Source organism: Ensifer sp. CCNWLY38, assembly GCF_037120565.1.
Lineage (GTDB): Bacteria > Pseudomonadota > Alphaproteobacteria > Rhizobiales > Rhizobiaceae > Ensifer > Ensifer adhaerens_H.
This window is the reverse complement of sequence record NZ_JBBBBO010000002.1, coordinates 493,697-513,301: the sequence shown is the minus strand read 5'-3', so window position 1 is coordinate 513,301 and position 19,605 is coordinate 493,697. Positions and strand designations below refer to the sequence as shown.

Genomic DNA, 19,605 nt, shown 5'->3' with positions numbered 1-19,605 from the left:
GCTAGCCTTCGACCCGTTCAACAAAGACCCGAATCCTGCCGCCGCAGGAAAGTCCCACGCGCCAGGCGGTCTCGTCCGCAACGCCGAAATCGAGGATCCTTGGCGCGCCCGAAGCGATCACATCTGCCGCTTCGGTGATGACGGCGCCTTCGACGCAGCCGCCGGAAACCGAGCCCTGAAAATTGCCGTCGCCGTCGATCACCAGATGGCTGCCGACGGGGCGCGGCGCCGAGCCCCAGGTTTCGATGACGGTGGCAATCGCCACCTTGCGCCCCTCCTTCATCCAGGCTTGGGCGATGTCGAGCGGGTCCAGAACATTTGCAGCTTCCAGCATATTGTCACCCTCCCGCCGGACCGATCAAGATCTGAGGAACCGCCGCGGGTCAGCCTCCCGGGAGCCCTGTCCGGAAAGCGCCTTCACCAGTTCCCCAATCGATTCAAGATTGTGCACTGCCCGGAATTCGTCAACATGCGGCAGCATCGCTCTGACGCCGCGCGCACGCGCCTCGAAGCCGTCGAAGCGCAGCAGCGGGTTGAGCCAGATCAGCCGGCGGCAGGACCGGTGCAGTCGATCGATTTCGATTTCAAGATCGCCCACATCGTCACGCTCCAGGCCATCGGTGATCATCAGCACGATGGCGCCTTGTCCGAGCACGCGCCGCGACCAGCGTCTGTTGAACTCATGCAGCGTTTCGCCAATGCGCGTACCGCCGGACCAGTCCTTCACCGCCGCCACGCAGTCGTCGATCGCGGCGTCCGGATCGCGATTGCGCAACTGGCGGGAGACATTGGTCAGCCGTGTGCCGAACAGGAAGGTGTGCACGTGCCGCCGCTCTTCGGTCAACGCATGCAGGAAATGCAGAAAGATGCGGGTGTACTGGCTCATCGAGCCGGAGATGTCGGCAAGCACGACGAGCGGCGGATGCACCACACGCCGCTCCCGGAACCGCGGCAGGATCAGTTCCCCGCCGAAACGCATCGCGTCACGCATGGTGGCGCGCGGGTCGATGCGGATCTGCCTCTTCGATGGACGGAAGCGACGGGTTACGACGCGGTCCATCGGCAGCGTCAGCGCGGCAAGGGCGCGCTTCGCTTCGGCAAGTTCGGCAGCACTCATCTGCGCGAAATCCGCTCGGCGCAGGAGCTCGCGGCCCGAAACCGTGAAGCGCGCATCGATATCGATTTCGGGTTCCTCACGTGGCGGTCGATCCGCTTCGTGCCCGGAAAGCAACGCATCGCTGACGCGTGTCTCGCCGGCCCGCCGCTGTTGCCGCTCGCTTTCGCGCTCCGGCGCCAGCGGCGACATCATCGCGATCATCTTCTCGACGAGGCCGCGCGAGCGCCAGAACAGCCGAAAAGCTTCGTCGAACACCGGCTGGTCCTCGTGGCGCTTCACGAAGACGCATTGCAGTGCGGCGTAAAATGCATCCCGGCCGCCGATCCCGATCAGCGCCACCGCATCGATGGCATCGGCAATCGCCCCGGGCCCGATCTTGATGCCGGCGCGACGCAGGGCGCGTGCGAAGAAGACGATGTTGTCGGCAAGCCGGCCGTCGCTTTCCCCTAGCGGCGGGACAATGGCACCATCCCTGTGCTGCTCCCGCTCCTCCATGGTCAGCCCGCTGCCAGCAGTTCCGCCTTGACTTCGGCGAGCAGCTTGCGCCCCTCGGCACCCTCTATCCTGGCGATGTCGTCCTGATACTTGAGCAATGTTCCGAGCGTATCGGCGATCGTCTCCGGATCGAGCGCCAGCCGGTCGAGTTCCGTCAGGGCCGTTGCCCAATCGATGGTTTCGGCAACGCCCGGGTTCTTGAAAAGATCGATCGTCCGCAGCCGCTGCACATAGGCAATGACTTCGCGTGACAGCGTCGCGTTGCAGCCGGGCACCTTGCGGCGGATAATTTCCAGCTCCTGCGCCGCCTTGGGGTAATCGACCCAGTGATAGAGGCAGCGCCGCTTGAGCGCGTCATGGATCTCACGGGTGCGGTTGGTGGTGATGATGACGATTGGCGGTTCGTCCGCCCGGATTGTTCCAAGTTCCGGTATCGTGACCTGGAAATCGGACAAAACTTCGAGCAGGAACGCCTCGAAGGCCTCATCTGTCCTGTCAAGCTCGTCGATCAGGAAGACAGGCGCGCGGCCCGCGTTGGAAGAAATTGCCTGCAGAACCGGGCGGCGGATCAGGAAGCGTTCGGAAAAGATATCGCTTTCGACCCGTTTCCGATCGACTTTGCCGGCTGCTTCCGAAAGGCGGATTTCCAGCATCTGTGCCGGATAGTTCCATTCGTAGACGGCCGAGGCGACGTCGAGGCCCTCGTAGCATTGCAGCCGGATCAGCGGCCGGTCGAGCGCCTTTGCCAGGACCTTGGCGATCTCGGTCTTGCCGACGCCTGCTTCGCCCTCGAGAAAAAGCGGGCGCTTCATCCTGAGTGCCAGAAACAGCACCGTCGCCAGCGCCGTTCCCGCGAGGTAGTCATGCGCCTCCAGCAGCGCCATCGTCTCCTCGATGGACTGCGGCAGGGCTATTGTCGCCTGTGTCGCCATGTCTCCTCCGCCACGGCTCGAATCGGTCGCTTGATGTAAGCAAGCGAATGACTTCGCCCAGCTAACTCAAAGGCTTACGGCGATCTTCTCATGTCCTGATGGACACGCGTTCTCGCCACGTAAAACTTATAGCGAGTGGTATCCGCGGTCCACATAAATGAGTGGCGGCCGCGCCGGCCCGATTGCGACATCGACGACTTCGCCGAAAAGCACCAGATGCGTGGCGATCGTCTTCACCTCGATGAGTCGGCAATCGAACGAAGCGATCGCGTTGGTGAGGATCGGAGAGCCTGTCGTCAGCTTGGTCCAATGGCCAAGGGCAAAGCGCAGATCCATGTCGAGCTGATCGCGGCCGGAAAAAGCGTGTGCCATGGCGCGATGCTCATCGCCAAGCAGATTGAGCGCGAAACTGTCGCTGCGCGTGAAGATCTCATTGCGTGGATTGGCGCCGTTGAGGCAAGCCAGAACCGTCGGCGGACTGTCGGACACGGAGCAGGATGCGGTGACGGTGACACCGCGCCGCTCGCCACCATCGGCCACGGTGACGATCTGCACGTGACCGGCCAGGCGACTCATGGCGTCGCGGTAACTGATGGGGTCCAGCCGGCTCTTGTCCAACACTTCTTTCTCCGAGCGAAGTCAGCCACATACATAGACAGTACCGGGAAATATGAAACCCGCTGCAAGGAGAATCTTGCAGTTCTGCGACACGGCAGCGACGCGGATAGAACCATCCGCGGCCGAAGTCACATCTTTTCCTTTGACGCGGCAGGGCACATCCTTAAAACATGCGGCCACTACCGTGCCGCGCGCCCGTCGCGACCGGCACGGATAAGGCAATGTTTGGGCTCGCCGCAGGGTCAGGATCCTCCTGATCCGGGGAAAATGCGGCAGCGGAGAAAATGAATGCTTCGATCGATCGTCGCCAGCCTTGTCGTGGCCGGACTGGTACAGGCCGCACCCGCCGCGGCAGCCGGCATCAAGGTGGCCGTCGTCGCGCCGGTCGAAGGCCCGTTTGCACCTCTCGGCAAGCAGATCATCGATGGTGCCGCATTCCAGGCGGGTGATCGCGGCAGTGAGATCGTCGTCATTCCCGAGACCTGCGATACGGCCGGCAATGAAGCGCTGACCAAGGCGCTGCTTGCGGCCGGCGCCGAGGCAGCGATCGGGTTCCTCTGCACCGAAAGCCTGGACGCGACCCTTCCGGCGCTTGCCGAAGCGGGCCTTCCTGCCATCACCCTCAGTGTGCGTTCCGATATCTTGATGGAGGATGCGCTGAAGAAGAAGTGGCCGCTCTTCCGTCTTGCGCCGAGCGGCAACGCTGAAGCTGCCAGCATCGTCGACACCATCGTCCAGCGCTGGAAGGGCAAGCCGATCGCGTTGATCGATGACGGCACCATCCACAGCCGGGAACTGGTCGAAAGCGTGCGCTCCGCTCTCGGTGAAATTGGGCTGACACCGGTCTTCACCGACACCTATCGGCCCGCCCAGGAGCAGCAGGTCAACCTGGTGCGGCGACTGGTGAAGAGCGGCGCGACGCATGTCTTTACCGGCGGCGACAGGCAGGACACGGCGGTGATCGCGCGCGATGCGCAAGGCGAAGGCGCGGGCCTCGCCTTGCTCGGTGGCGACGCGCTGAATGCCGCCGATCTCACCGTGCCGCTCGCCGATGGCGTTTTCGCGGTCACCCTGCCGGACGCATCGCAATCGCCCGAAGGCAAGCCGGACGCGGACGCCTTGCGCGCCGCCGGAACCGAGCCGGATGGCTACGTATTATCCGCCTTTGCGGCGGTCTCCCTGCTCGAGCAAGCCAAGGACCAGGCGGAGAAAGACGACAAGCCCCTTCTCGACGCATTCGCCAAGGGACCCTATCCCACCGTGCTCGGCCCCATTGCCTTCAACGCGCAGCACGAGCGCGCCGAAAATCCCTATCGCCTGATGCAGTGGCAAGGCAGCCGCTTCGTGCCAGCGCCCGCCGAAGGAACCGCCCAATGATGTGCACCGGACCGCTGAACCTGATTACCGACGTGGCGGGCCTGACGGTCGGCAATGCCGAGGATCATCGGCTGAAATCCGGCGTCACCGCCATCGTCTGCGATCCGCCGGCAACGGCTGCGGTTCAGGTGCTGGGCGGCGCGCCCGGAACGCGGGAAACCGATCTGCTCGATCCGCACAACACGGTACAGACGGTGGATGCGCTCGTGCTTTCTGGCGGCTCGGCCTTTGGCCTCGACGCTGCCTCCGGAGCCCAGGCCGCGCTGAGGGAAATGGGCCGCGGCTTTGCCGTCGGTCCGCACCGGATACCGATCGTGCCCACCGCCATTCTGTTCGACCTGATCAACGGCGGCGACAAGGATTGGGGGCGTTACCCGCCCTATCGCGAACTCGGCTTCGAGGCGGTTCGTCGCGCCGGCCCGTCGTTCGCGACCGGAACCGCTGGCGCCGGTACCGGCGCTCTGACGGCCACCTTCAAGGGCGGCCTCGGCTCGGCATCGACCGTTCTGCCAAGCGGCATCACCATCGGCGCGCTCGTCGCGGTCAACGCGCTCGGCTCGGCGACCGTTGGTGATACCGGGCATTTCTGGTCAGCGCCCTTCGAGCTGGATGGCGAGTTCGGTGCGCTCGGCCTGCCGCATCCCCTGCCCGCTGACGCCGCCGATATCCGCATCAAGTTTCGCGACCGGCAGTCTGCCGCCGCCAACACGACGATCGCCGTCATCGCGACGGATGCGGTGCTCACAAAGGCCGAGGCAAAGCGCCTGGCAATCGCCGCCCATGACGGTTTTTCCCGAGCGCTCTGGCCGGCGCACACGCCGCTCGACGGCGATCTCATCTTTGCGCTTGCCACCGGCGCCAGCGGCAAGACCCCCACTCTTGAGGATTTCATCGACCTCGGCGCGGTGGCGGCATCGACGATGGCACGCGCCATCGCCCGTGGCGTCCACGACGCGGCCCCGGCCGAAAACGACCTCATGCCGTGCTGGTCGCAGCTCAGCTGACGCAGCTTTGATCGCAGGCATGTTGTTTGCGCGGTCCGCCGGTGCTATTGCGCGGAAAACACGCTGGAGTGCGCCATGACCCATCCTATCCGCATTGCTCCGTCGATCCTGGCGGCCGATTTCTCCAAGCTCGGACAGGAAGTCCGCGACGTCGTCGATGCCGGCGCCGACTGGATCCATCTCGATGTCATGGACGGGCACTTCGTGCCGAACATCACCTTCGGGCCCGACGTGATCAAGTCGCTGCGCCGCTACACCGATGCGACGTTCGATTGCCACCTGATGATTTCGCCCGCCGATCCGTTTCTGGAAGCCTTTGCGAAAGCCGGCTGCGATATCCTCACCGTGCATGCCGAAGCCGGTCCGCACCTTCACCGTTCGTTGCAGACCGTCCGGTCGCTCGGCAAGAAGGCCGGTGTCTCGCTCAACCCGGCAACGCCGGAAAGCGCCATCGAATACGTGCTCGATCAGGTTGATCTCATCCTGGTCATGACCGTGAACCCGGGCTTTGGCGGACAGAAGTTCATCGAAGCTACGGCGGAAAAGATCCGCCGCATCAAGGCGATGATCGGCGATCGTCCGATCGAGATCGAAGTCGACGGCGGCATTGCGCCCGACACGGCGGCTTTCGCAACCGGCGCCGGCGCCAACGTTCTCGTCGCCGGTTCGGCGATCTTCAAGGGCGGCTCCGTCGAAACCTATCGCACGGGGATCGAGGCGATCCGCACGCCGGCAGAAAAGGCCTATCGATGAAGCCGCGCGCGGCACTGCCCGGCGTGCTTTTGCTGGGCGCTGCGGCAGCCGCAGCGCCGGCCTTGGCGGGCGACTATGCCGCGCTCCAGCCGATTGGCTTTTCCGCCGATGGCAATGTCTTCGCGTTTGAGGAATACGGCGTTCAGGATGGCTCCGGCTTTCCCTATTCGACCATCTATGTGGTCGATACGCGCAACGATAGCTTCTTGCCCGGCGCGCCCGTGCGTGCCATCAGCCGCGAGGACGGCAGCCCGCTGTCCAAGGCGCGCCACGAGGCCCGCCGCCGTGCAGCGCCCTTGATCGACGCCTATCGCCTCACCGATGCGCCCGGGCTGCTTGCCGCCTTCAATCCGATCACCGAGGCGAACACCAAGCCGCTGGCTCTGACCTACGATTCCTTTGCGGCTGACGAAGGGTTCCGCGAGACCTACTCGGTGACGCTCGAAGAAAAAACCTTCGAGCCCGAAGGCATCTGCAAGGACTTCCTGAAGGAGGTCAAAGGCTTTCGTCTGTCGATGACGATGAAGGCCGGCAAGCCGGCGACAGACGTCCTGCAGGACGATAGCCGCTTGCCCGAGAGCCGCCGCTGCCCCACCGGCTATCAGGTCGGTGGCGCCGTCACCCATCGGAATGACGACGGCTCCGAAACCCATGTCATCATGGTTCTCGTCAAGTCGCTCGGCTTCGAAGGCACAACCGATGGACGCTGGATCGCGATCCCGACCCGGATCGCGAAATGAACGACGCGGTGGCCGGCGTCGAGGCAAAAGCAGATCTGGCGCCGGTAGGTGTCCTGCATCGACGCCGGTTCGCCCGATCCCTTCCGACGATGCGGGAGCTTGTCATCGGTGCGCCGCTCTGGGGCTGCGCGATGGTGCTTTCGGCCTGGTGTGGCCTCTGGCTTCGCGAGCGTGCTCTCACCTTTCATTTGTCCGAGCTGCTTCTGATCTTCGGCGTCGGGGCGCTTCTGGCCTGGGCGCCATCGCTGTTCCTGGCTCGACTTGCAGCCTTGGGGCGTCGGCCGGAAACACGTTTTGCGGCTTACCTCTTCTTCCTTTCACTCGGCACCGTCGCGATGACGGCGATGCTTTATGCCCTCGACTACCGGCAGTTTTACGCCCAATGGCACGCGCCTGCCGGCACTAGGACCTGGTTTTTCCAGGTCGCCTTCACCTCGCTCATCGCGTTCTACCAGTTTCTGGTGATGGGGCTTCGCCTCTATCTGCCCGTCGGTGGTGCTATACTCGTCGGCGTCAGCCTGTGGCTGGCAAGCGAGCGCACGAGCCAAACGCGTTGAGCTTCACGGCTATCTTTGCTAGAGGCACGGCCATCCTCCACTGACGACGAAAGCTAAAGCCCATGATCCCGCGCTACTCCCGTCCGGAAATGGTGGCCATCTGGTCGCCGGAAACCAAGTTCCGCATCTGGTTCGAGATCGAGGCTCATGCCTGCGATGCGCTTGCCGAAATCGGTGTGATCCCGAAGGATGCAGCCCGCACGATCTGGGAAAAGGGCGGCGCTGCCACCTTCGACGTCGCGCGCATCGATGAGATCGAAGCCGTCACCAAGCATGACGTCATCGCCTTCCTGACGCATCTTGCCGAATTCGTCGGCCCGGACAGCCGCTTCATCCACCAGGGCATGACCTCGTCCGACGTGCTCGACACCTGCTTCAACGTCCAGCTCGTCCGCGCGACCGATCTACTGCTCGCGGATCTCGACAAGCTGCTCGAAGCCCTGAAGCGCCGCGCTTTTGAACACAAGGACACGGTGACGATCGGCCGTTCGCACGGTATTCACGCTGAACCGACCACCTTCGGCGTGAAGCTGGCGCTTGCCTATGCCGAGTTCGACCGCTGCAAGCAGCGCCTGCTGGCCGCACGTGAGGAAGTCGCCACCTGCGCGATCTCCGGCGCCGTCGGCACCTTCGCCAACATCGATCCGCGTGTGGAAGAACATGTCGCCAAGGCGCTTGGCCTGAAGCCGGAACCGGTTTCGACCCAGGTCATCCCGCGCGACCGTCATGCCATGTACTTCGCCACCCTTGGCGTCATCGCCTCGTCGATCGAGCGCCTGGCGACGGAAATCCGTCACCTGCAGCGCACCGAAGTGCTCGAAGCCGAAGAGTATTTCTCGCCGGGCCAGAAGGGCTCGTCGGCAATGCCGCACAAGCGCAACCCTGTCCTGACCGAGAACCTGACGGGTCTCGCCCGCATGGTCCGCGCCTTCTCGGTACCGGCAATGGAAAACGTTGCCCTCTGGCACGAGCGCGACATCTCGCACTCCTCCGTCGAGCGCATGATCGGACCGGACGCGACGGTGACGCTCGACTTCGCGCTTGCCCGCCTGACCGGCGTGATCGACAAGCTGCTCGTCTACCCCGAGAACATGATCAAGAACATGAACAAGTTCCGCGGTCTCGTGCATTCGCAGCGCGTGCTGCTGGCGTTGACCCAGGCAGGGGTATCGCGCGAAGATGCCTACCGCCTCGTGCAGCGCAACGCCATGAAGGTCTGGGAACAGGGCAAGGATTTCCTTGAGGAACTGCTGGCCGATACGGAAGTCCGTGCAGCGCTTTCCGAGGAAGACATCCGCGAGAAGTTCGATCTTGGCTACCACACCAAGCACGTCGACACGATTTTCAAGCGCGTCTTCGGCTGAACCTGACTGTGCGCGGGTAACGCGCCCGCGTTGCATTTCATGAATATGCCCGCATTTGGCGCACGTCGCTCAAATGCGGGCATTTCTTTTAGCGCGATGTTCAGTGATCGTGTGTGACGATCCGGGCCTGTCAATTCAGGTTCGAGGATCACATGGCCTACAAGGACAGTACGGAGCGTGCGGCAGCACGCACACAGACGAAGATCACCGGCATGGTCACCTGCAAGACCGGGTCCAGCAACGGCGTCGTCAAGGACCTTTCGGACGAAGGCATCTGCTTCCAGCTCTATTTCGACATCGGCGCCAAGACGGGGCAGGAAGTGACGATCAGGAGCGAGGAACTGGGCTTCCTGACCGGCATGGTGCGCTGGTACCGCGGCGACAAGATCGGCATCAAGCTCAATCTGTCGTCCAATACGGCGGCGCAGATTTCCTCCTACTACAAGCACTTTCGCTAGAGCAATTCCAGGAAAAGCGCGAAACGGTTTTCTGTCCGGAATTGCGTAATTTCAAAGACCTAGATCACTTCAGTGTTTCGATCAAACAATGATGTGATCTAGGCCGTAAGACCGACCTCCGCTCACGCCTGAAAGCGCCGCAAGTCGATTGACCTGCGGCGCTTTTCGCGTTGATAGGTTGCGTCGGCTCTCGCCGTGACCCGCCTATCGTGAGCGGGCGCGCGGACCTGGCTCCACCATCTTGCGATAGATGTGCCATGTGGCGTGGCCGAAGATCGGCATGATGACGGCAAGACCGACGAAGACCGGGATCGAGCCGATCACCAGACCAGCCGCGATGATGAAGCCCCAGAGGGCGACGGGTACCGGATTGACGAGGGTCGCGCGGATCGACGTTTCCACCGCCGCGACGGCGCCGACATCGCGATCGATCAGCAACGGGAAGGATACGACCGTTGTCGCGAGCACGATGACGGCGAAGACGAAGCCGACGGCGTTGCCGACGAGGATCAGGTTCCAGCCCTGTTCGGTACCGATGATGCCATTCCAGAAGGCAGCGATCGAAGCCGGCGGTTCGGCCCCGAAGATTTGTACGTAGAGCGCCTGGGCCACCAACAGCCAAACAATGAAAACCACGAAGAGCATGGCGGCAACGGCCATGATCGATGGCAAGGCTGGAGAGCGATGCAGGCGAAGCGCATGCGGCCATGAATAGTCCATGCCGAGTTCACGCCGTCGACTGATTTCGTAAAGACCGATCGCTGCGACGGGGCCGATCAGGGCAAAGCCGGAGACCAGCGGATAAAGCAGCGGCAGCATATTTGCGCCCGCGCTCCAGGTAATCAGCACGGCGCCGGCAATCGGGTAGATCAGGCATAGAAAAACGTAGTGCGACGGCTTTTCGCGAAAATCTTCAAATCCGAGACGCAAGGCGTCGAACACATCCGAGACACCAATCTTCTTTATCCCGGGGTGGGCGACACTCGCGTCCGCCCCCGACAGAACATGGAATGTTGTCATGGCTCACTCCTCAACGAACTAGAGCGGCCACGGAACAGAGATGCGACAAAACAAAGTCGCACCAACCGCGACCGTCATGTCGATTATACAGAAAATGAAGGCCCTGTCGCCTGCCCCATGTTTTCTCAGATCGTCACCGATCCAGGGTTGAAAACATCCAGTCGCTCATCGTGTTGCTGCGACCATAGCGCCTCTCAAATAGCGCACGGCGTTGCAGGTCTTGACTTCGGTCGCTTTCAGCGCCACATCGCGGCCACTATGAAACTATCCGACGCCCATATCCTCATTGTCCCAGGCTACACCAACTCCGGACCGGAGCACTGGCAGACCCGCTGGGAGCGCAAGATGTCCACCGCGCGCCGCGTCGAGCAGGCGGAGTGGGCAAAGCCCGTGCGCGAAGATTGGGTGGCGCGCATGGTCGAAGAGGTCAATGCGGCGGAAAAGCCGGTCGTCATCGTCGCCCATTCGCTTGGCGTCGCGACCGCCGTGCACGCCCTGCCCCACTTCAACAAGCCGATCGCTGGCGCCTTCCTGGTAGCACCTCCGGATGTGGCCAATCCGACGATCCGCCCGAAGCATCTGATGACATTCGGCCCCTATCCGCGTGATCCATTGCCGTTCCCGTCGCTGATGGTTGCAAGCCGCAACGATCCTTTCGGTTCCTACGAACACGCAGACGATATCGCCAATGCCTGGGGTTCGCTGCTCGTCGACGCCGGCGAATCGGGCCATATCAACACCGAGTCCGGGCATGGCCCCTGGCCGGAGGGAACGATGGTGTTCGCTCAGTTCCTGAGCCGCCTGAAGCCCTGATGCTTCGTCGCCCTGGTTGACGGCCTCCTGCGATTTCCCATTAATCCGACGTTCATTGTCCGCGGTCATCATCGTTTGGCATGACAACGTGACTCGTCCTCAAGGGGCGTTGATCGTTGTCGAATCTTGATTTGCAGCCTGATTTCCGGCTTCCCGTGCCTTGGAAATGCGGTCGCAAACGCTGGACATGGGATAAGTGGCCGTCAACGAAGGTCTCACCAAAGGTGCGCGTGGCGCGCCAGCGAATTCGGATATTCTCACGCAGGCCGCTCTGGAGCGCTTGCCGGCCGGGGCAATCATTGCCAACGATCTGGGACGGATCATAACGACCAACGCGCGCGCCGGCGAACTGCTGCTGAGGACACCCGCTTCGCTCCGGAAAGCCTTTCTCGCAGATCTCGTGCTGGATGAGGACCGGCCGCTGTTGCCAGGGCGGAACACCTTGCCGCCCACGACGACCGCGTCCACGACGCTCCGTTTCGAAAGCCTTTCCGGTCCGCTGCCGATGCTTGTCTCCTGGTCACCTGTGCTTTTCGCCGACCAGGACGCCTTTCTGCTGCTGATGCTCCCCGCCCATGAGCTCGTCGACGAAATCGCCGGTCTGCGCAACGACGAAACCCGCTGGAAATATGCGCTCGACAGCGCACTTGAAGGCGTGTGGGACCACGACTTCGAAAGCGGGAACCTGTTTTACTCCACCACCTGGAAGCGGCTTCGTGGCCTGCCCGATGATGCCGAAGTCGACGGCAGCCTTGAGACCTGGATCCAGAACGTCCACCCCGACGACCACACGCATGTGCGTGCCGCAATCGAGCGGCAGGATTCCGGCGAGGCTGTGTTCAATACCTTCGAATACCGCGAGCGCCATGCAGACGGGCATTGGGTCTGGATCGAGAGCCGTGGCGCGTCCGTTGCCTATTGGCCCGATGGCAGACCCTCCCGCATCATCGGGACGGACACGGACATCACGGCGCGCAAGGAGGCGGAGGCCCGTCTCGAAGAGGTCTCTCGCCGCCTGAGGCTCGCTCTCGGCGTTTCGAAGATCGGCGTGTTCGACTTCAACCTCGACGCCCAGAGGGACGACTGGGACGAGCGCATGTTCGAGATCTACGGCCTCGACCCAAGTGATGGGCCGCCGAGCTCCGAAGTCTGGGAAAACACGCTGCATCCCGACGACCGCGACAAGGTCATCGCTCGGACCAACGAAGGCATCGCTTCCGGCAAGCCCTATAGCAATGCCTTTCGGATCGTGCGCCCCGACGGCACGATCCGGCATATCCGCTCCAATGCGGCAACCTATATCGATCATCTCGGGACGCGAAAGCTCATCGGGGCGAACTGGGACGTCACCGAAGACATCGCATTGCAGGAGGACCTGCGTCAGGCCCAGGCTTCCGCCGAAGCGCGCAACCGCGAGCTCGAGCTGGCGCGGATCAGGATCGAATACAACGCCCTGCACGACTACCTGACAGATCTGCCCAACCGGCGCTACCTCGACCAGATGCTGGCGGAAAACGTCGCGGTCAACGCCATCCTGCATATCGACCTCGATCGTTTCAAGCAGATCAACGACACGCTTGGGCACCAGGCTGGTGATGCCATGCTGACCCATGCGGCTGCCATCCTTCGCGCGCACGCTCGACATGACGATTTCATTGCCCGCATCGGCGGCGACGAATTCGTCATTCTCTGCCGCCGCGGTCGCAACCTGCCACAGCTCTCCGAGCTTGCCGAGCGTATCGTGCACGCCTTCCGTCGCCCAATTCCCTACGAAGGCCAGCTCTGCCGCCTGGGCGCGAGCATCGGCATTGCCTGGAAAGGGCATGACGATTTCGATGCGAAGCAGTTGTTGATGAACGCCGACATCGCGCTCTACCGGGCAAAGAGCCTCGGCCGGGACCGGGTCGAAGCCTTTTCTGAGCAGATCCAGACACAAATTCTGACTGCCAAACGGATCGGCGACGATATTCGCCAGGCGATCGAGGAAGGGCAGTTCACGGTTTACTATCAGCCGCAGTTCGATGCGCGTTCGCTCGAGATAACCGGTGTCGAGGCTCTGGTCCGCTGGAACCATCCTGAGCGCGGGGTGCTCGCCCCCTTCCATTTCCTGAAGGTCGCCGAGGAGATCAATGTCCTGCCGGCCATCGACCGAAAGGTCGTGGAGATCGCCTATGCCGACTTTCAGTCCTGGCGGCAGTCCGGCTTCGCCATTCCCAAGATCTCGGTCAACATGTCGTCGCCGCGCCTGCGTGATCCCGGCCTGATCGCCGACCTGCGTGATCTGCAGATCGCCCCTGGCGTCCTCTCGTTCGAATTGCTCGAATCCATCTTCCTCGACGATCCGGAAGATGAAATCGCCGAGACTATCTCTGCCCTCGGCGCGCTTGGGATCGAGGTGGAGATCGACGACTTCGGCACCGGGCACGCCTCGATCATCGGCCTGCTCAATCTCAATCCGGCGCGGCTCAAGATCGACCGGGCGCTGGTCGGACCGATCACGGAGAGCCCGAAACAGGCCAAGCTGGTCCGCGCGATCATCGACATTGGCCATTCGCTCAACATCGAGGTCGTCGGCGAAGGCGTCGAGACCTGGGAGCATGCAGCGATGCTGCGGGATCTCGGCTGCGATGTGCTGCAGGGCTACGCGCTGGCGCGCCCGATGGATCGTCTGGAACTTGAGCGGCGCCTGCGGCGCGGATGGAAGCCGGTCTTCGGCACGGAGGACAAATAAAAACGCCCGGCTTTATGGCCGGGCGTGAATGGTCGGCATTGGTGCCTGAAGACTTACTTGTTCTGGATCTGCTGGACGGCTTCGCCGAGAAGCTCGAGCATGCGCAAGCGGATCTGATCTTCCGTCTGGGCAACGCCTGCAGCGTCAAAGTCGGCCTTGATCTTGCGGACGACGTCTTCGTGGCCGGCCTCTTCAAAATCGGCAGCCACCACTTCGTTGGCGTAGGCGTCGGCGTCGGCCTTGCCGAGCAGACCGGCAGCCCAGAGACCGACAAGCTTGTTGCGGCGCGCTTCAGCCTTGAACTTCAGCTCTTCGTCCAGCGCAAACTTCGCCTCGAAGGCCTTTTCGCGATCCTGCATCGTCGTCATCAATCGATCTCCCTGAAAATTCCATGCCGGAAACAGTTATCGCCATAAACCAAAACGGAGGTCAAACTGCAATGCGTAGTTTTCCGGTTTGATGACTTTCATGTTACCCTTCGGATGGTTCCTGAAATTGCGTTCAATTCAGGGACTACAAACGTCGCAGCGCCCAAAGTGACACGGCGACCTTGACGCGTCCAGGTAGAGACGCGCGGGCGCCCTACGCAATTCAAGGGGACGGGAAGATACGCCGATTGTGAAATCCGTTCTTTTCGGTTATGGACCCCGAGAGATATTCCACGCGCGCGACCCAAGAGCGCCAACAACCACAGAGACAGAATCCATGAATCGTCGCCGCCGTATCTACGAGGGCAAGGCAAAGATCCTCTATGAGGGCCCGGAGCCAGGCACGCTGATCCAGTTCTTCAAGGACGACGCGACCGCCTTCAACAAGAAAAAGCATGACGTGATCGACGGCAAGGGCGTTCTGAACAACCGGATCTCCGAGTACATCTTCACGCATCTGAACCGCATCGGCATTCCGACACATTTTATCCGCCGCCTCAACATGCGCGAGCAGTTGATCAAGGAAGTCGAGATCATTCCGCTTGAGATCGTCGTGCGCAATGTTGCTGCCGGATCGCTGGCAAAGCGTCTCGGCATCGAGGAAGGCACCGTGCTGCCCCGCTCGATCATCGAGTTCTACTACAAGGCCGATGCGCTCGAAGACCCGATGGTCTCCGAAGAACACATCACCGCCTTCGGTTGGGCAAGCCCGCAGGAGCTTGACGATGTCATGGCGCTCGCCATCCGCATCAACGACTTCCTGACCGGCCTGTTCCTCGGCGTTGGCATCCAGCTCGTCGATTTCAAGATCGAGTGCGGCCGCCTGTTCGAGGGCGACATGATGCGCATCATCCTCGCCGACGAGATCTCGCCGGACAGCTGCCGCCTTTGGGACATCGAGACCAAGGAAAAGCTCGACAAGGACCGCTTCCGCCGCGACCTCGGTGGCCTCGTCGAGGCCTACCAGGAAGTCGCCCGCCGTCTCGGCATCATGAACGAGAACGAACCCGTGCGTGGCACTGGTCCGGTTCTGGTGAAATAACTTTCGGGGAAAATCAAAGTGATCAAGGCACGTGTAACCGTGACGCTGAAGAACGGCGTTCTCGATCCGCAGGGCAAGGCAATCGAAGGCGCGCTTGGTGCGCTCGGCTTCGACGGCATCGGCCAGGTCCGCCAGGGCAAGGTTTTCGATCTCCAGATCGAAACCGCGGACAAGGCCAAGGCCGAAGAGGACCTCAAGGCGATGTGCGAAAAGCTGCTCGCCAACACGGTCATCGAAAACTACAGCATCTCGTTCGCCTGATCCGTCAGGCATCGAAATCGTTCCGCGCCTTCGGGCGTGGAACCAGACGTTAAGAAACGCCGAAGCAGCACGAACGCCCAACGGAGCGGTGCTGCGATCGTCGCAAGTGGTGCCTGGCTCGTCGGGGGTGCGGCATCAAGATTTGATCTCGCCGCTAACGGAGACAGAGATATGAAGTCAGCCGTCGTCCAGCTTCCGGGCCTCAACCGCGACCGCGACATGATCGCGGCCCTCACCAAGATTTCCGGCAAGGCTCCAGTCACCGTCTGGCAGACGGAAACGGATATCCCCGATGTCGATCTGATCGTCATCCCGGGCGGCTTCTCCTATGGCGACTATCTGCGCTGCGGCGCGATCGCAGCGCGCATGCCGGTCATGCAGGCGATCAAGGCCAAGGCGGAAAAGGGCGTCAAGGTTCTCGGCGTCTGCAACGGCTTCCAGATCCTCGTCGAGGCCGGCCTCCTGCCGGGCGCGCTGATGCGCAATGCCTCGCTCAAATTCGTGTGCCGCGAAATCAAGCTCGAAGTGGTCAATGCCGACACCGACTTCACCCGCGCTTACAGCAAGGGCCAGATCATCCGTTCGCCGGTCGCTCACCACGACGGCAACTACTTCGCCGATGCCGAGACGCTGAAGACGATCGAAGGCAACGGCCAGGTGGTGTTCCGCTATGCCGACGGCACCAACCCGAACGGCTCGATGAACGATATCGCCGGCGTGATGAATGCCGAGGGCAACGTGCTCGGCATGATGCCGCATCCGGAAAACCTGATCGAAGCGGCGCATGGCGGCTCCGACGGCCGCGGTCTCTTCGCTTCGGCGCTCGAAGTAATCGCCGCTTAACCATCCGGCTGGTAGAAGGCATCCGACCCATCCCCAAAATGCGAGCGAGACCGTCGATGCCTTCATTTGTCCCTGCACGCCTGGCCGGCCTTGCCTGCGCAACGTTTGGCCTGGCCCTTCTCGCTTCGTGCCAATCGCCGAAGCCGCCGGCACCGAGCCCGAACACGGCGGCGCTGCCGACCATGGAGCGCGTGGCGCTTGGCGCCAACGGCTGCTGGTTCAAATCGGGCGATTCCGAGTTCAAGTCCTATCGCCTGGCGCCGGAGCTTAATTCCTTCTCCGGCCGCCCGCGCATACTGATCGTGCCGCGCAAATCGCCGGAAGCACGCCCGCTCGCCGTCGTTCAGGCTGAGGGCAACCCGGCACGCCTGCAGGCCTTCGGACCGTTAATGAGCGAACCCGTCGGCACGCGCATGGCGGCCGATATCAAGCGCTGGGCTGCCGGCGGACAGGGCTGCAAGTAGACCTCAGTCGAATTGGCGAATTGATCCAAGGGCCGGTGCACCTCAGCGATGCGCCGGCCCTTTTGTATTGTTCTTGAGTGGTTCTTGCCCGAAAGGCTAGCGCCAGAACGGGACAGTCGATTCCTGGCGCGCGTCCCTCTCGGAAACACCGATATCCCTAAGCTGCCAATCGCTCATTTCCCCGAGCGCCATGCGACCGCGTCGCTTCGCCGCCAGTTCGCAATAGAGCCCCCATAGGCGCCTCAGCACGCTTTCGCGTTCCTCCGAATAGTCGCCACCAAACAATGTGCCGGTGCGCTCGACGGATTTCGCTTCCGGGCGGGACAAACAAATTGTATCGATTGTACTCATTGATAACCCCAATGCAGCGATTGCTATCGTTGTATCGGTGATAATTGACATATTCCGTGCTGTAATCTAAAGAATTGTCACTATGACAAATTGGCTCCCAGACATTCAGCAGGGTCACGGTCCGCTCTATGCGCGGATTGCCGACCAGATCGAACAGGCAATCGGCAACGGCGCCCTGCCCGTCGGTGCCAAATTGCCCCCGCAACGCAATCTCGCCTACGATATCGGCGTGACAATCGGCACGATTGGACGCGCCTACAATATCGTCCGCGAACGCGGACTTGTGAGCGGTGAAGTCGGTCGCGGCACCTATGTACTCGATCATCCCGAAAGCCGTCCGCCGGAGCAGGCGGATCCGCTGACGACTTCGCTCGCCGGCACCCGGCCGCTCGTAGCACCTGCCGGCAAGTTGAGGTTCGACAGCACAGCGGCGCCCGATATCGGCCAGGGCACGGTCTTGAGCGAGGTGCTTGGCGAGATCAGTCACGACCACCATGCGGACATCGCAAGCTACGCCCGCAACTTCCCGGACCATTGGTTCGAGGCGGGTTGCCTATGGCTGGCGCGCGGCGGATTCCGCCCGAAGCCGGAAAACATCGTGCCGACGCTCGGTGCCCATGCGGGCGTCGTTGCCGTCATCACTGCGGTCACCGCACCTGGCGACCGTATCGCCTTCGAGACGCTCACCTATTCGCAGGTGAGCCGCAGCGCCGGCCTGGTCGGTCGCCGGACGACGCTGGTCGAAAGCGACGAGTTCGGGATGATTCCGGAGGATTTCGAGCGCGTCTGCGCACAGCAGCATCCGAAGCTCGCCTTCCTCATGCCGAGCGCACAGAACCCGACGGTCGCCGTCATGCCGCTCGCTCGCCGCCAGGCCATCGCCGACATCGCCCGCAAATACGGCGTCTGGCTCGTTGAGGACGATCTCTATGGCGCGATGACCGGTGATCAGACGCCGCTCTTGGCCGAGCTTGCGCCGGAACGTACTTTCCTGGTCGGCGGTCTTTCGAAGTCGGTGGCTGCCGGTGTCCGCGGCGGCTGGGTCGCCTGCCCTCCGCATTTCAGTCAGCGCATTCGCATTGCCCACAAGATGGTGAGCGGTGGCCTGCCCTTCATCCTGGCCGAGCTTTGCGCCCGACTGGTGCTTTCGGGATCAGCTACCATCCTGCGCAGCAAGGGCATTGAAGAGGTGCGCGCCCGCGAGGCGATGGCCCGTGAAATTTTCGAAGGCATCGAGTTTACCTCGCACCCCTGCATTCCGTTCCTCTGGATGAAGCTGCCCGATCCGTGGCTCTCCGGCACCTTCAAGCAAGCGGCCCTGCAGGAGGGCGTGCTCGTCGATGACGAGGATGAGTTCAAGGCCGGCCGCACCGACCGTGTCTTCCACCGCATTCGCATCGGCTTTTCCTCGCCGCGCGACCGTGCGGAGGTAAGGGGCGGCTTCCAGGCGCTGAAGCGGCTGCTCGACAGCGGACGTGCCGGCTACGACAGTTTCGAGTGACTATCGAAATCCGCGGAGTGACTTTCGGACAAGCCGCTATCGTCCAGCCCCGCCCGTTCGTGCCGCCTCGCAGCTTGCCTTTCTCTCGCCACAGCCACATTGATCGCCGCGCCGGCCTTCGCCGCCGAAGGTGTGTTCGATGAAATGCGCTTCGGCGTGACGACCTCGATCGCCAGCGGCGACAAGCAGGAAGACGGCGTATTTCCGTCATTCACCGTATACTTCGACCCGTTCGATGCGGATGGCGCGACAGATCTTGGGGAGAAATTGCTGCGCCCGCGTGTCTATACAGGTGCGGCCGTGGCGACCTCGTCCAACGGTGTCAATCAGGCTTATGGTGGCCTGAGCTGGACCTTCGACATGACGAGGCGTTTCTTCGTCGAGTTCGGCGCCGGCGGTACCGTTCATGACGGCGATCTCGATGACCCCAATGGTTCCGGTCCCCAACTCGGCTGCCGCTTCCTCTTCCGCGAATATGCCGTTGCCGGCGTCCGCCTCGACGAACACTGGAACGTCTCGGCGTCCGTGGAACATGCTTCGCATGCCAATCTCTGTGATGGTCCCAACAACGGCCTGACACGCGCCGGCCTTGCGCTCGGCTACAAGTTCTGACGCTGGTCGCAGCACTGGCCTTCTGCAAAGCTTTATACGGGCGTCAACCGCTGTTGATCGCCCGTATTTTTCTGTCGCGCCGCGCCGCAGCATAGGCTAAAGAAGCCGCAAAGCGCCCCCTGTG

The 19,605-nt window shown here is 62.2% G+C and carries 22 protein-coding genes; 15 read left to right on the top strand and 7 right to left on the bottom strand.

Annotation, left to right across the window (positions count from 1 at the left end; genetic code table 11):
• Position 1 precedes the first annotated feature (1 nt).
• The 4 genes from V7S54_RS06700 to V7S54_RS06685 form a co-directional block, all read right to left on the bottom strand.
• A complete protein-coding gene (locus tag V7S54_RS06700) occupies positions 2–334 on the bottom strand; it encodes an XdhC family protein (RefSeq protein WP_057250185.1) in 333 nt (110 codons plus the stop codon).
• Between the two features lie 24 nt (positions 335–358).
• Positions 359–1,612 (bottom strand): vWA domain-containing protein, encoded by a 1,254-nt coding sequence (locus tag V7S54_RS06695; protein ID WP_065373613.1) that lies wholly within the window; start codon positions 1,610–1,612, stop codon positions 359–361.
• Between the two features lie 2 nt (positions 1,613–1,614).
• Positions 1,615–2,544: an AAA family ATPase gene (locus V7S54_RS06690; RefSeq protein WP_065373612.1), complete on the bottom strand. Its 930-nt coding sequence runs from the start codon at positions 2,542–2,544 to the stop codon at positions 1,615–1,617.
• A gap of 126 nt (positions 2,545–2,670) precedes the next feature.
• Positions 2,671–3,120 (bottom strand): flavin reductase family protein, encoded by a 450-nt coding sequence (locus V7S54_RS06685; protein WP_083203551.1) that lies wholly within the window; start codon positions 3,118–3,120, stop codon positions 2,671–2,673.
• 330 nt (positions 3,121–3,450) lie between these two features.
• Here V7S54_RS06685 and V7S54_RS06680 point away from each other — a divergent pair, with 330 nt between their 5' ends.
• The 7 genes from V7S54_RS06680 to V7S54_RS06650 all read left to right on the top strand — a co-directional run bounded on the left by V7S54_RS06680 (position 3,451) and on the right by V7S54_RS06650 (position 9,415).
• Positions 3,451–4,539: a branched-chain amino acid ABC transporter substrate-binding protein gene (locus V7S54_RS06680; RefSeq protein WP_065373610.1), complete on the top strand. Its 1,089-nt coding sequence runs from the start codon at positions 3,451–3,453 to the stop codon at positions 4,537–4,539.
• A complete protein-coding gene (locus V7S54_RS06675; RefSeq protein WP_065373609.1) occupies positions 4,536–5,543 on the top strand; it encodes a P1 family peptidase in 1,008 nt (335 codons plus the stop codon). The genes V7S54_RS06680 and V7S54_RS06675 overlap by 4 nt, the downstream gene beginning before the upstream one ends.
• Positions 5,544–5,618: 75 nt before the next feature.
• The gene (gene rpe, locus V7S54_RS06670) at positions 5,619–6,296 is read left to right on the top strand and encodes a ribulose-phosphate 3-epimerase (RefSeq protein WP_065373608.1); all 678 of its coding nucleotides are present in this window, start codon (positions 5,619–5,621) and stop codon (positions 6,294–6,296) included.
• The gene (locus V7S54_RS06665; protein ID WP_065373607.1) at positions 6,293–7,036 is read left to right on the top strand and encodes a DUF2259 domain-containing protein; all 744 of its coding nucleotides are present in this window, start codon (positions 6,293–6,295) and stop codon (positions 7,034–7,036) included. The genes rpe and V7S54_RS06665 overlap by 4 nt, the downstream gene beginning before the upstream one ends.
• Positions 7,033–7,593, top strand: coding sequence for a hypothetical protein (locus V7S54_RS06660; protein WP_419178155.1), 561 nt, complete (start codon positions 7,033–7,035; stop codon positions 7,591–7,593). The genes V7S54_RS06665 and V7S54_RS06660 overlap by 4 nt, the downstream gene beginning before the upstream one ends.
• Before the next feature lie 62 nt (positions 7,594–7,655).
• Complete coding sequence (gene purB / locus V7S54_RS06655; protein ID WP_065373606.1) at positions 7,656–8,957, top strand: adenylosuccinate lyase; 1,302 nt, start codon at positions 7,656–7,658, stop codon at positions 8,955–8,957.
• A 152-nt stretch (positions 8,958–9,109) separates the two neighbouring features.
• Positions 9,110–9,415, top strand: coding sequence for a PilZ domain-containing protein (locus tag V7S54_RS06650; protein ID WP_058328250.1), 306 nt, complete (start codon positions 9,110–9,112; stop codon positions 9,413–9,415).
• A gap of 204 nt (positions 9,416–9,619) precedes the next feature.
• Here V7S54_RS06650 and V7S54_RS06645 read toward each other — a convergent pair whose 3' ends face one another.
• Positions 9,620–10,435, bottom strand: a complete 816-nt coding sequence (locus V7S54_RS06645) for a DUF2189 domain-containing protein (RefSeq protein ID WP_065373605.1) — start codon at positions 10,433–10,435, stop codon at positions 9,620–9,622.
• Between the two features lie 258 nt (positions 10,436–10,693).
• Here V7S54_RS06645 and V7S54_RS06640 point away from each other — a divergent pair, with 258 nt between their 5' ends.
• Both V7S54_RS06640 and V7S54_RS06635 read left to right on the top strand, forming a co-directional pair.
• Positions 10,694–11,248, top strand: a complete 555-nt coding sequence (locus tag V7S54_RS06640; protein ID WP_065373604.1) for an RBBP9/YdeN family alpha/beta hydrolase — start codon at positions 10,694–10,696, stop codon at positions 11,246–11,248.
• Positions 11,249–11,444: 196 nt separating this feature from the next.
• Positions 11,445–13,979 carry an EAL domain-containing protein gene (locus tag V7S54_RS06635; protein ID WP_065373603.1) on the top strand — a complete coding sequence of 845 codons (2,535 nt, stop codon included), beginning with the start codon at positions 11,445–11,447 and terminating at the stop codon, positions 13,977–13,979.
• A 53-nt stretch (positions 13,980–14,032) separates the two neighbouring features.
• Here V7S54_RS06635 and V7S54_RS06630 read toward each other — a convergent pair whose 3' ends face one another.
• Complete coding sequence (locus V7S54_RS06630) at positions 14,033–14,347, bottom strand: DUF1476 domain-containing protein (RefSeq protein ID WP_065373602.1); 315 nt, start codon at positions 14,345–14,347, stop codon at positions 14,033–14,035.
• Positions 14,348–14,684: 337 nt separating this feature from the next.
• Here V7S54_RS06630 and purC point away from each other — a divergent pair, with 337 nt between their 5' ends.
• From purC to V7S54_RS06610, 4 genes are all read left to right on the top strand, one after another.
• The gene (gene purC, locus V7S54_RS06625; RefSeq protein WP_065373601.1) at positions 14,685–15,449 is read left to right on the top strand and encodes a phosphoribosylaminoimidazolesuccinocarboxamide synthase; all 765 of its coding nucleotides are present in this window, start codon (positions 14,685–14,687) and stop codon (positions 15,447–15,449) included.
• 18 nt (positions 15,450–15,467) lie between these two features.
• Positions 15,468–15,710, top strand: a complete 243-nt coding sequence (gene purS, locus V7S54_RS06620; protein WP_065373600.1) for a phosphoribosylformylglycinamidine synthase subunit PurS — start codon at positions 15,468–15,470, stop codon at positions 15,708–15,710.
• Between the two features lie 171 nt (positions 15,711–15,881).
• The gene (purQ, locus tag V7S54_RS06615) at positions 15,882–16,553 is read left to right on the top strand and encodes a phosphoribosylformylglycinamidine synthase subunit PurQ (protein WP_065373599.1); all 672 of its coding nucleotides are present in this window, start codon (positions 15,882–15,884) and stop codon (positions 16,551–16,553) included.
• A gap of 56 nt (positions 16,554–16,609) precedes the next feature.
• Entirely contained in the window at positions 16,610–17,017 is a 408-nt protein-coding gene (locus V7S54_RS06610; RefSeq protein ID WP_057248958.1) for a hypothetical protein, read from the top strand.
• A gap of 96 nt (positions 17,018–17,113) precedes the next feature.
• Here V7S54_RS06610 and V7S54_RS06605 read toward each other — a convergent pair whose 3' ends face one another.
• Positions 17,114–17,368 carry a DUF1127 domain-containing protein gene (locus V7S54_RS06605; protein ID WP_234792957.1) on the bottom strand — a complete coding sequence of 85 codons (255 nt, stop codon included), beginning with the start codon at positions 17,366–17,368 and terminating at the stop codon, positions 17,114–17,116.
• A gap of 82 nt (positions 17,369–17,450) precedes the next feature.
• Between V7S54_RS06605 and V7S54_RS06600 the strand changes: the two genes are divergently transcribed.
• Positions 17,451–18,869: an aminotransferase-like domain-containing protein gene (locus V7S54_RS06600; protein ID WP_065373597.1), complete on the top strand. Its 1,419-nt coding sequence runs from the start codon at positions 17,451–17,453 to the stop codon at positions 18,867–18,869.
• A 99-nt stretch (positions 18,870–18,968) separates the two neighbouring features.
• On the top strand, positions 18,969–19,481 hold the full coding sequence (locus V7S54_RS06595; protein WP_234792955.1) for an acyloxyacyl hydrolase: 513 nt from the start codon (positions 18,969–18,971) through the stop codon (positions 19,479–19,481).
• Positions 19,482–19,605: the final 124 nt, after the last annotated feature.

Coding starts and splice junctions, on each gene's coding strand:
- V7S54_RS06700 (WP_057250185.1), bottom strand. CDS start 334: ATGCTGGAAGCTGCAAATGTTCTGGACCCGCTCGACATCGCCCAAGCC.
- V7S54_RS06695 (WP_065373613.1), bottom strand. CDS start 1,612: ATGGAGGAGCGGGAGCAGCACAGGGATGGTGCCATTGTCCCGCCGCTA.
- V7S54_RS06690 (WP_065373612.1), bottom strand. CDS start 2,544: ATGGCGACACAGGCGACAATAGCCCTGCCGCAGTCCATCGAGGAGACG.
- V7S54_RS06685 (WP_083203551.1), bottom strand. CDS start 3,120: ATGAGTCGCCTGGCCGGTCACGTGCAGATCGTCACCGTGGCCGATGGT.
- V7S54_RS06680 (WP_065373610.1), top strand. CDS start 3,451: ATGCTTCGATCGATCGTCGCCAGCCTTGTCGTGGCCGGACTGGTACAG.
- V7S54_RS06675 (WP_065373609.1), top strand. CDS start 4,536: ATGATGTGCACCGGACCGCTGAACCTGATTACCGACGTGGCGGGCCTG.
- rpe (WP_065373608.1), top strand. CDS start 5,619: ATGACCCATCCTATCCGCATTGCTCCGTCGATCCTGGCGGCCGATTTC.
- V7S54_RS06665 (WP_065373607.1), top strand. CDS start 6,293: ATGAAGCCGCGCGCGGCACTGCCCGGCGTGCTTTTGCTGGGCGCTGCG.
- V7S54_RS06660 (WP_419178155.1), top strand. CDS start 7,033: ATGAACGACGCGGTGGCCGGCGTCGAGGCAAAAGCAGATCTGGCGCCG.
- purB (WP_065373606.1), top strand. CDS start 7,656: ATGATCCCGCGCTACTCCCGTCCGGAAATGGTGGCCATCTGGTCGCCG.
- V7S54_RS06650 (WP_058328250.1), top strand. CDS start 9,110: ATGGCCTACAAGGACAGTACGGAGCGTGCGGCAGCACGCACACAGACG.
- V7S54_RS06645 (WP_065373605.1), bottom strand. CDS start 10,435: ATGACAACATTCCATGTTCTGTCGGGGGCGGACGCGAGTGTCGCCCAC.
- V7S54_RS06640 (WP_065373604.1), top strand. CDS start 10,694: ATGAAACTATCCGACGCCCATATCCTCATTGTCCCAGGCTACACCAAC.
- V7S54_RS06630 (WP_065373602.1), bottom strand. CDS start 14,347: ATGACGACGATGCAGGATCGCGAAAAGGCCTTCGAGGCGAAGTTTGCG.
- purC (WP_065373601.1), top strand. CDS start 14,685: ATGAATCGTCGCCGCCGTATCTACGAGGGCAAGGCAAAGATCCTCTAT.
- purQ (WP_065373599.1), top strand. CDS start 15,882: ATGAAGTCAGCCGTCGTCCAGCTTCCGGGCCTCAACCGCGACCGCGAC.
- V7S54_RS06610 (WP_057248958.1), top strand. CDS start 16,610: ATGCCTTCATTTGTCCCTGCACGCCTGGCCGGCCTTGCCTGCGCAACG.
- V7S54_RS06605 (WP_234792957.1), bottom strand. CDS start 17,368: ATGAGTACAATCGATACAATTTGTTTGTCCCGCCCGGAAGCGAAATCC.
- V7S54_RS06600 (WP_065373597.1), top strand. CDS start 17,451: ATGACAAATTGGCTCCCAGACATTCAGCAGGGTCACGGTCCGCTCTAT.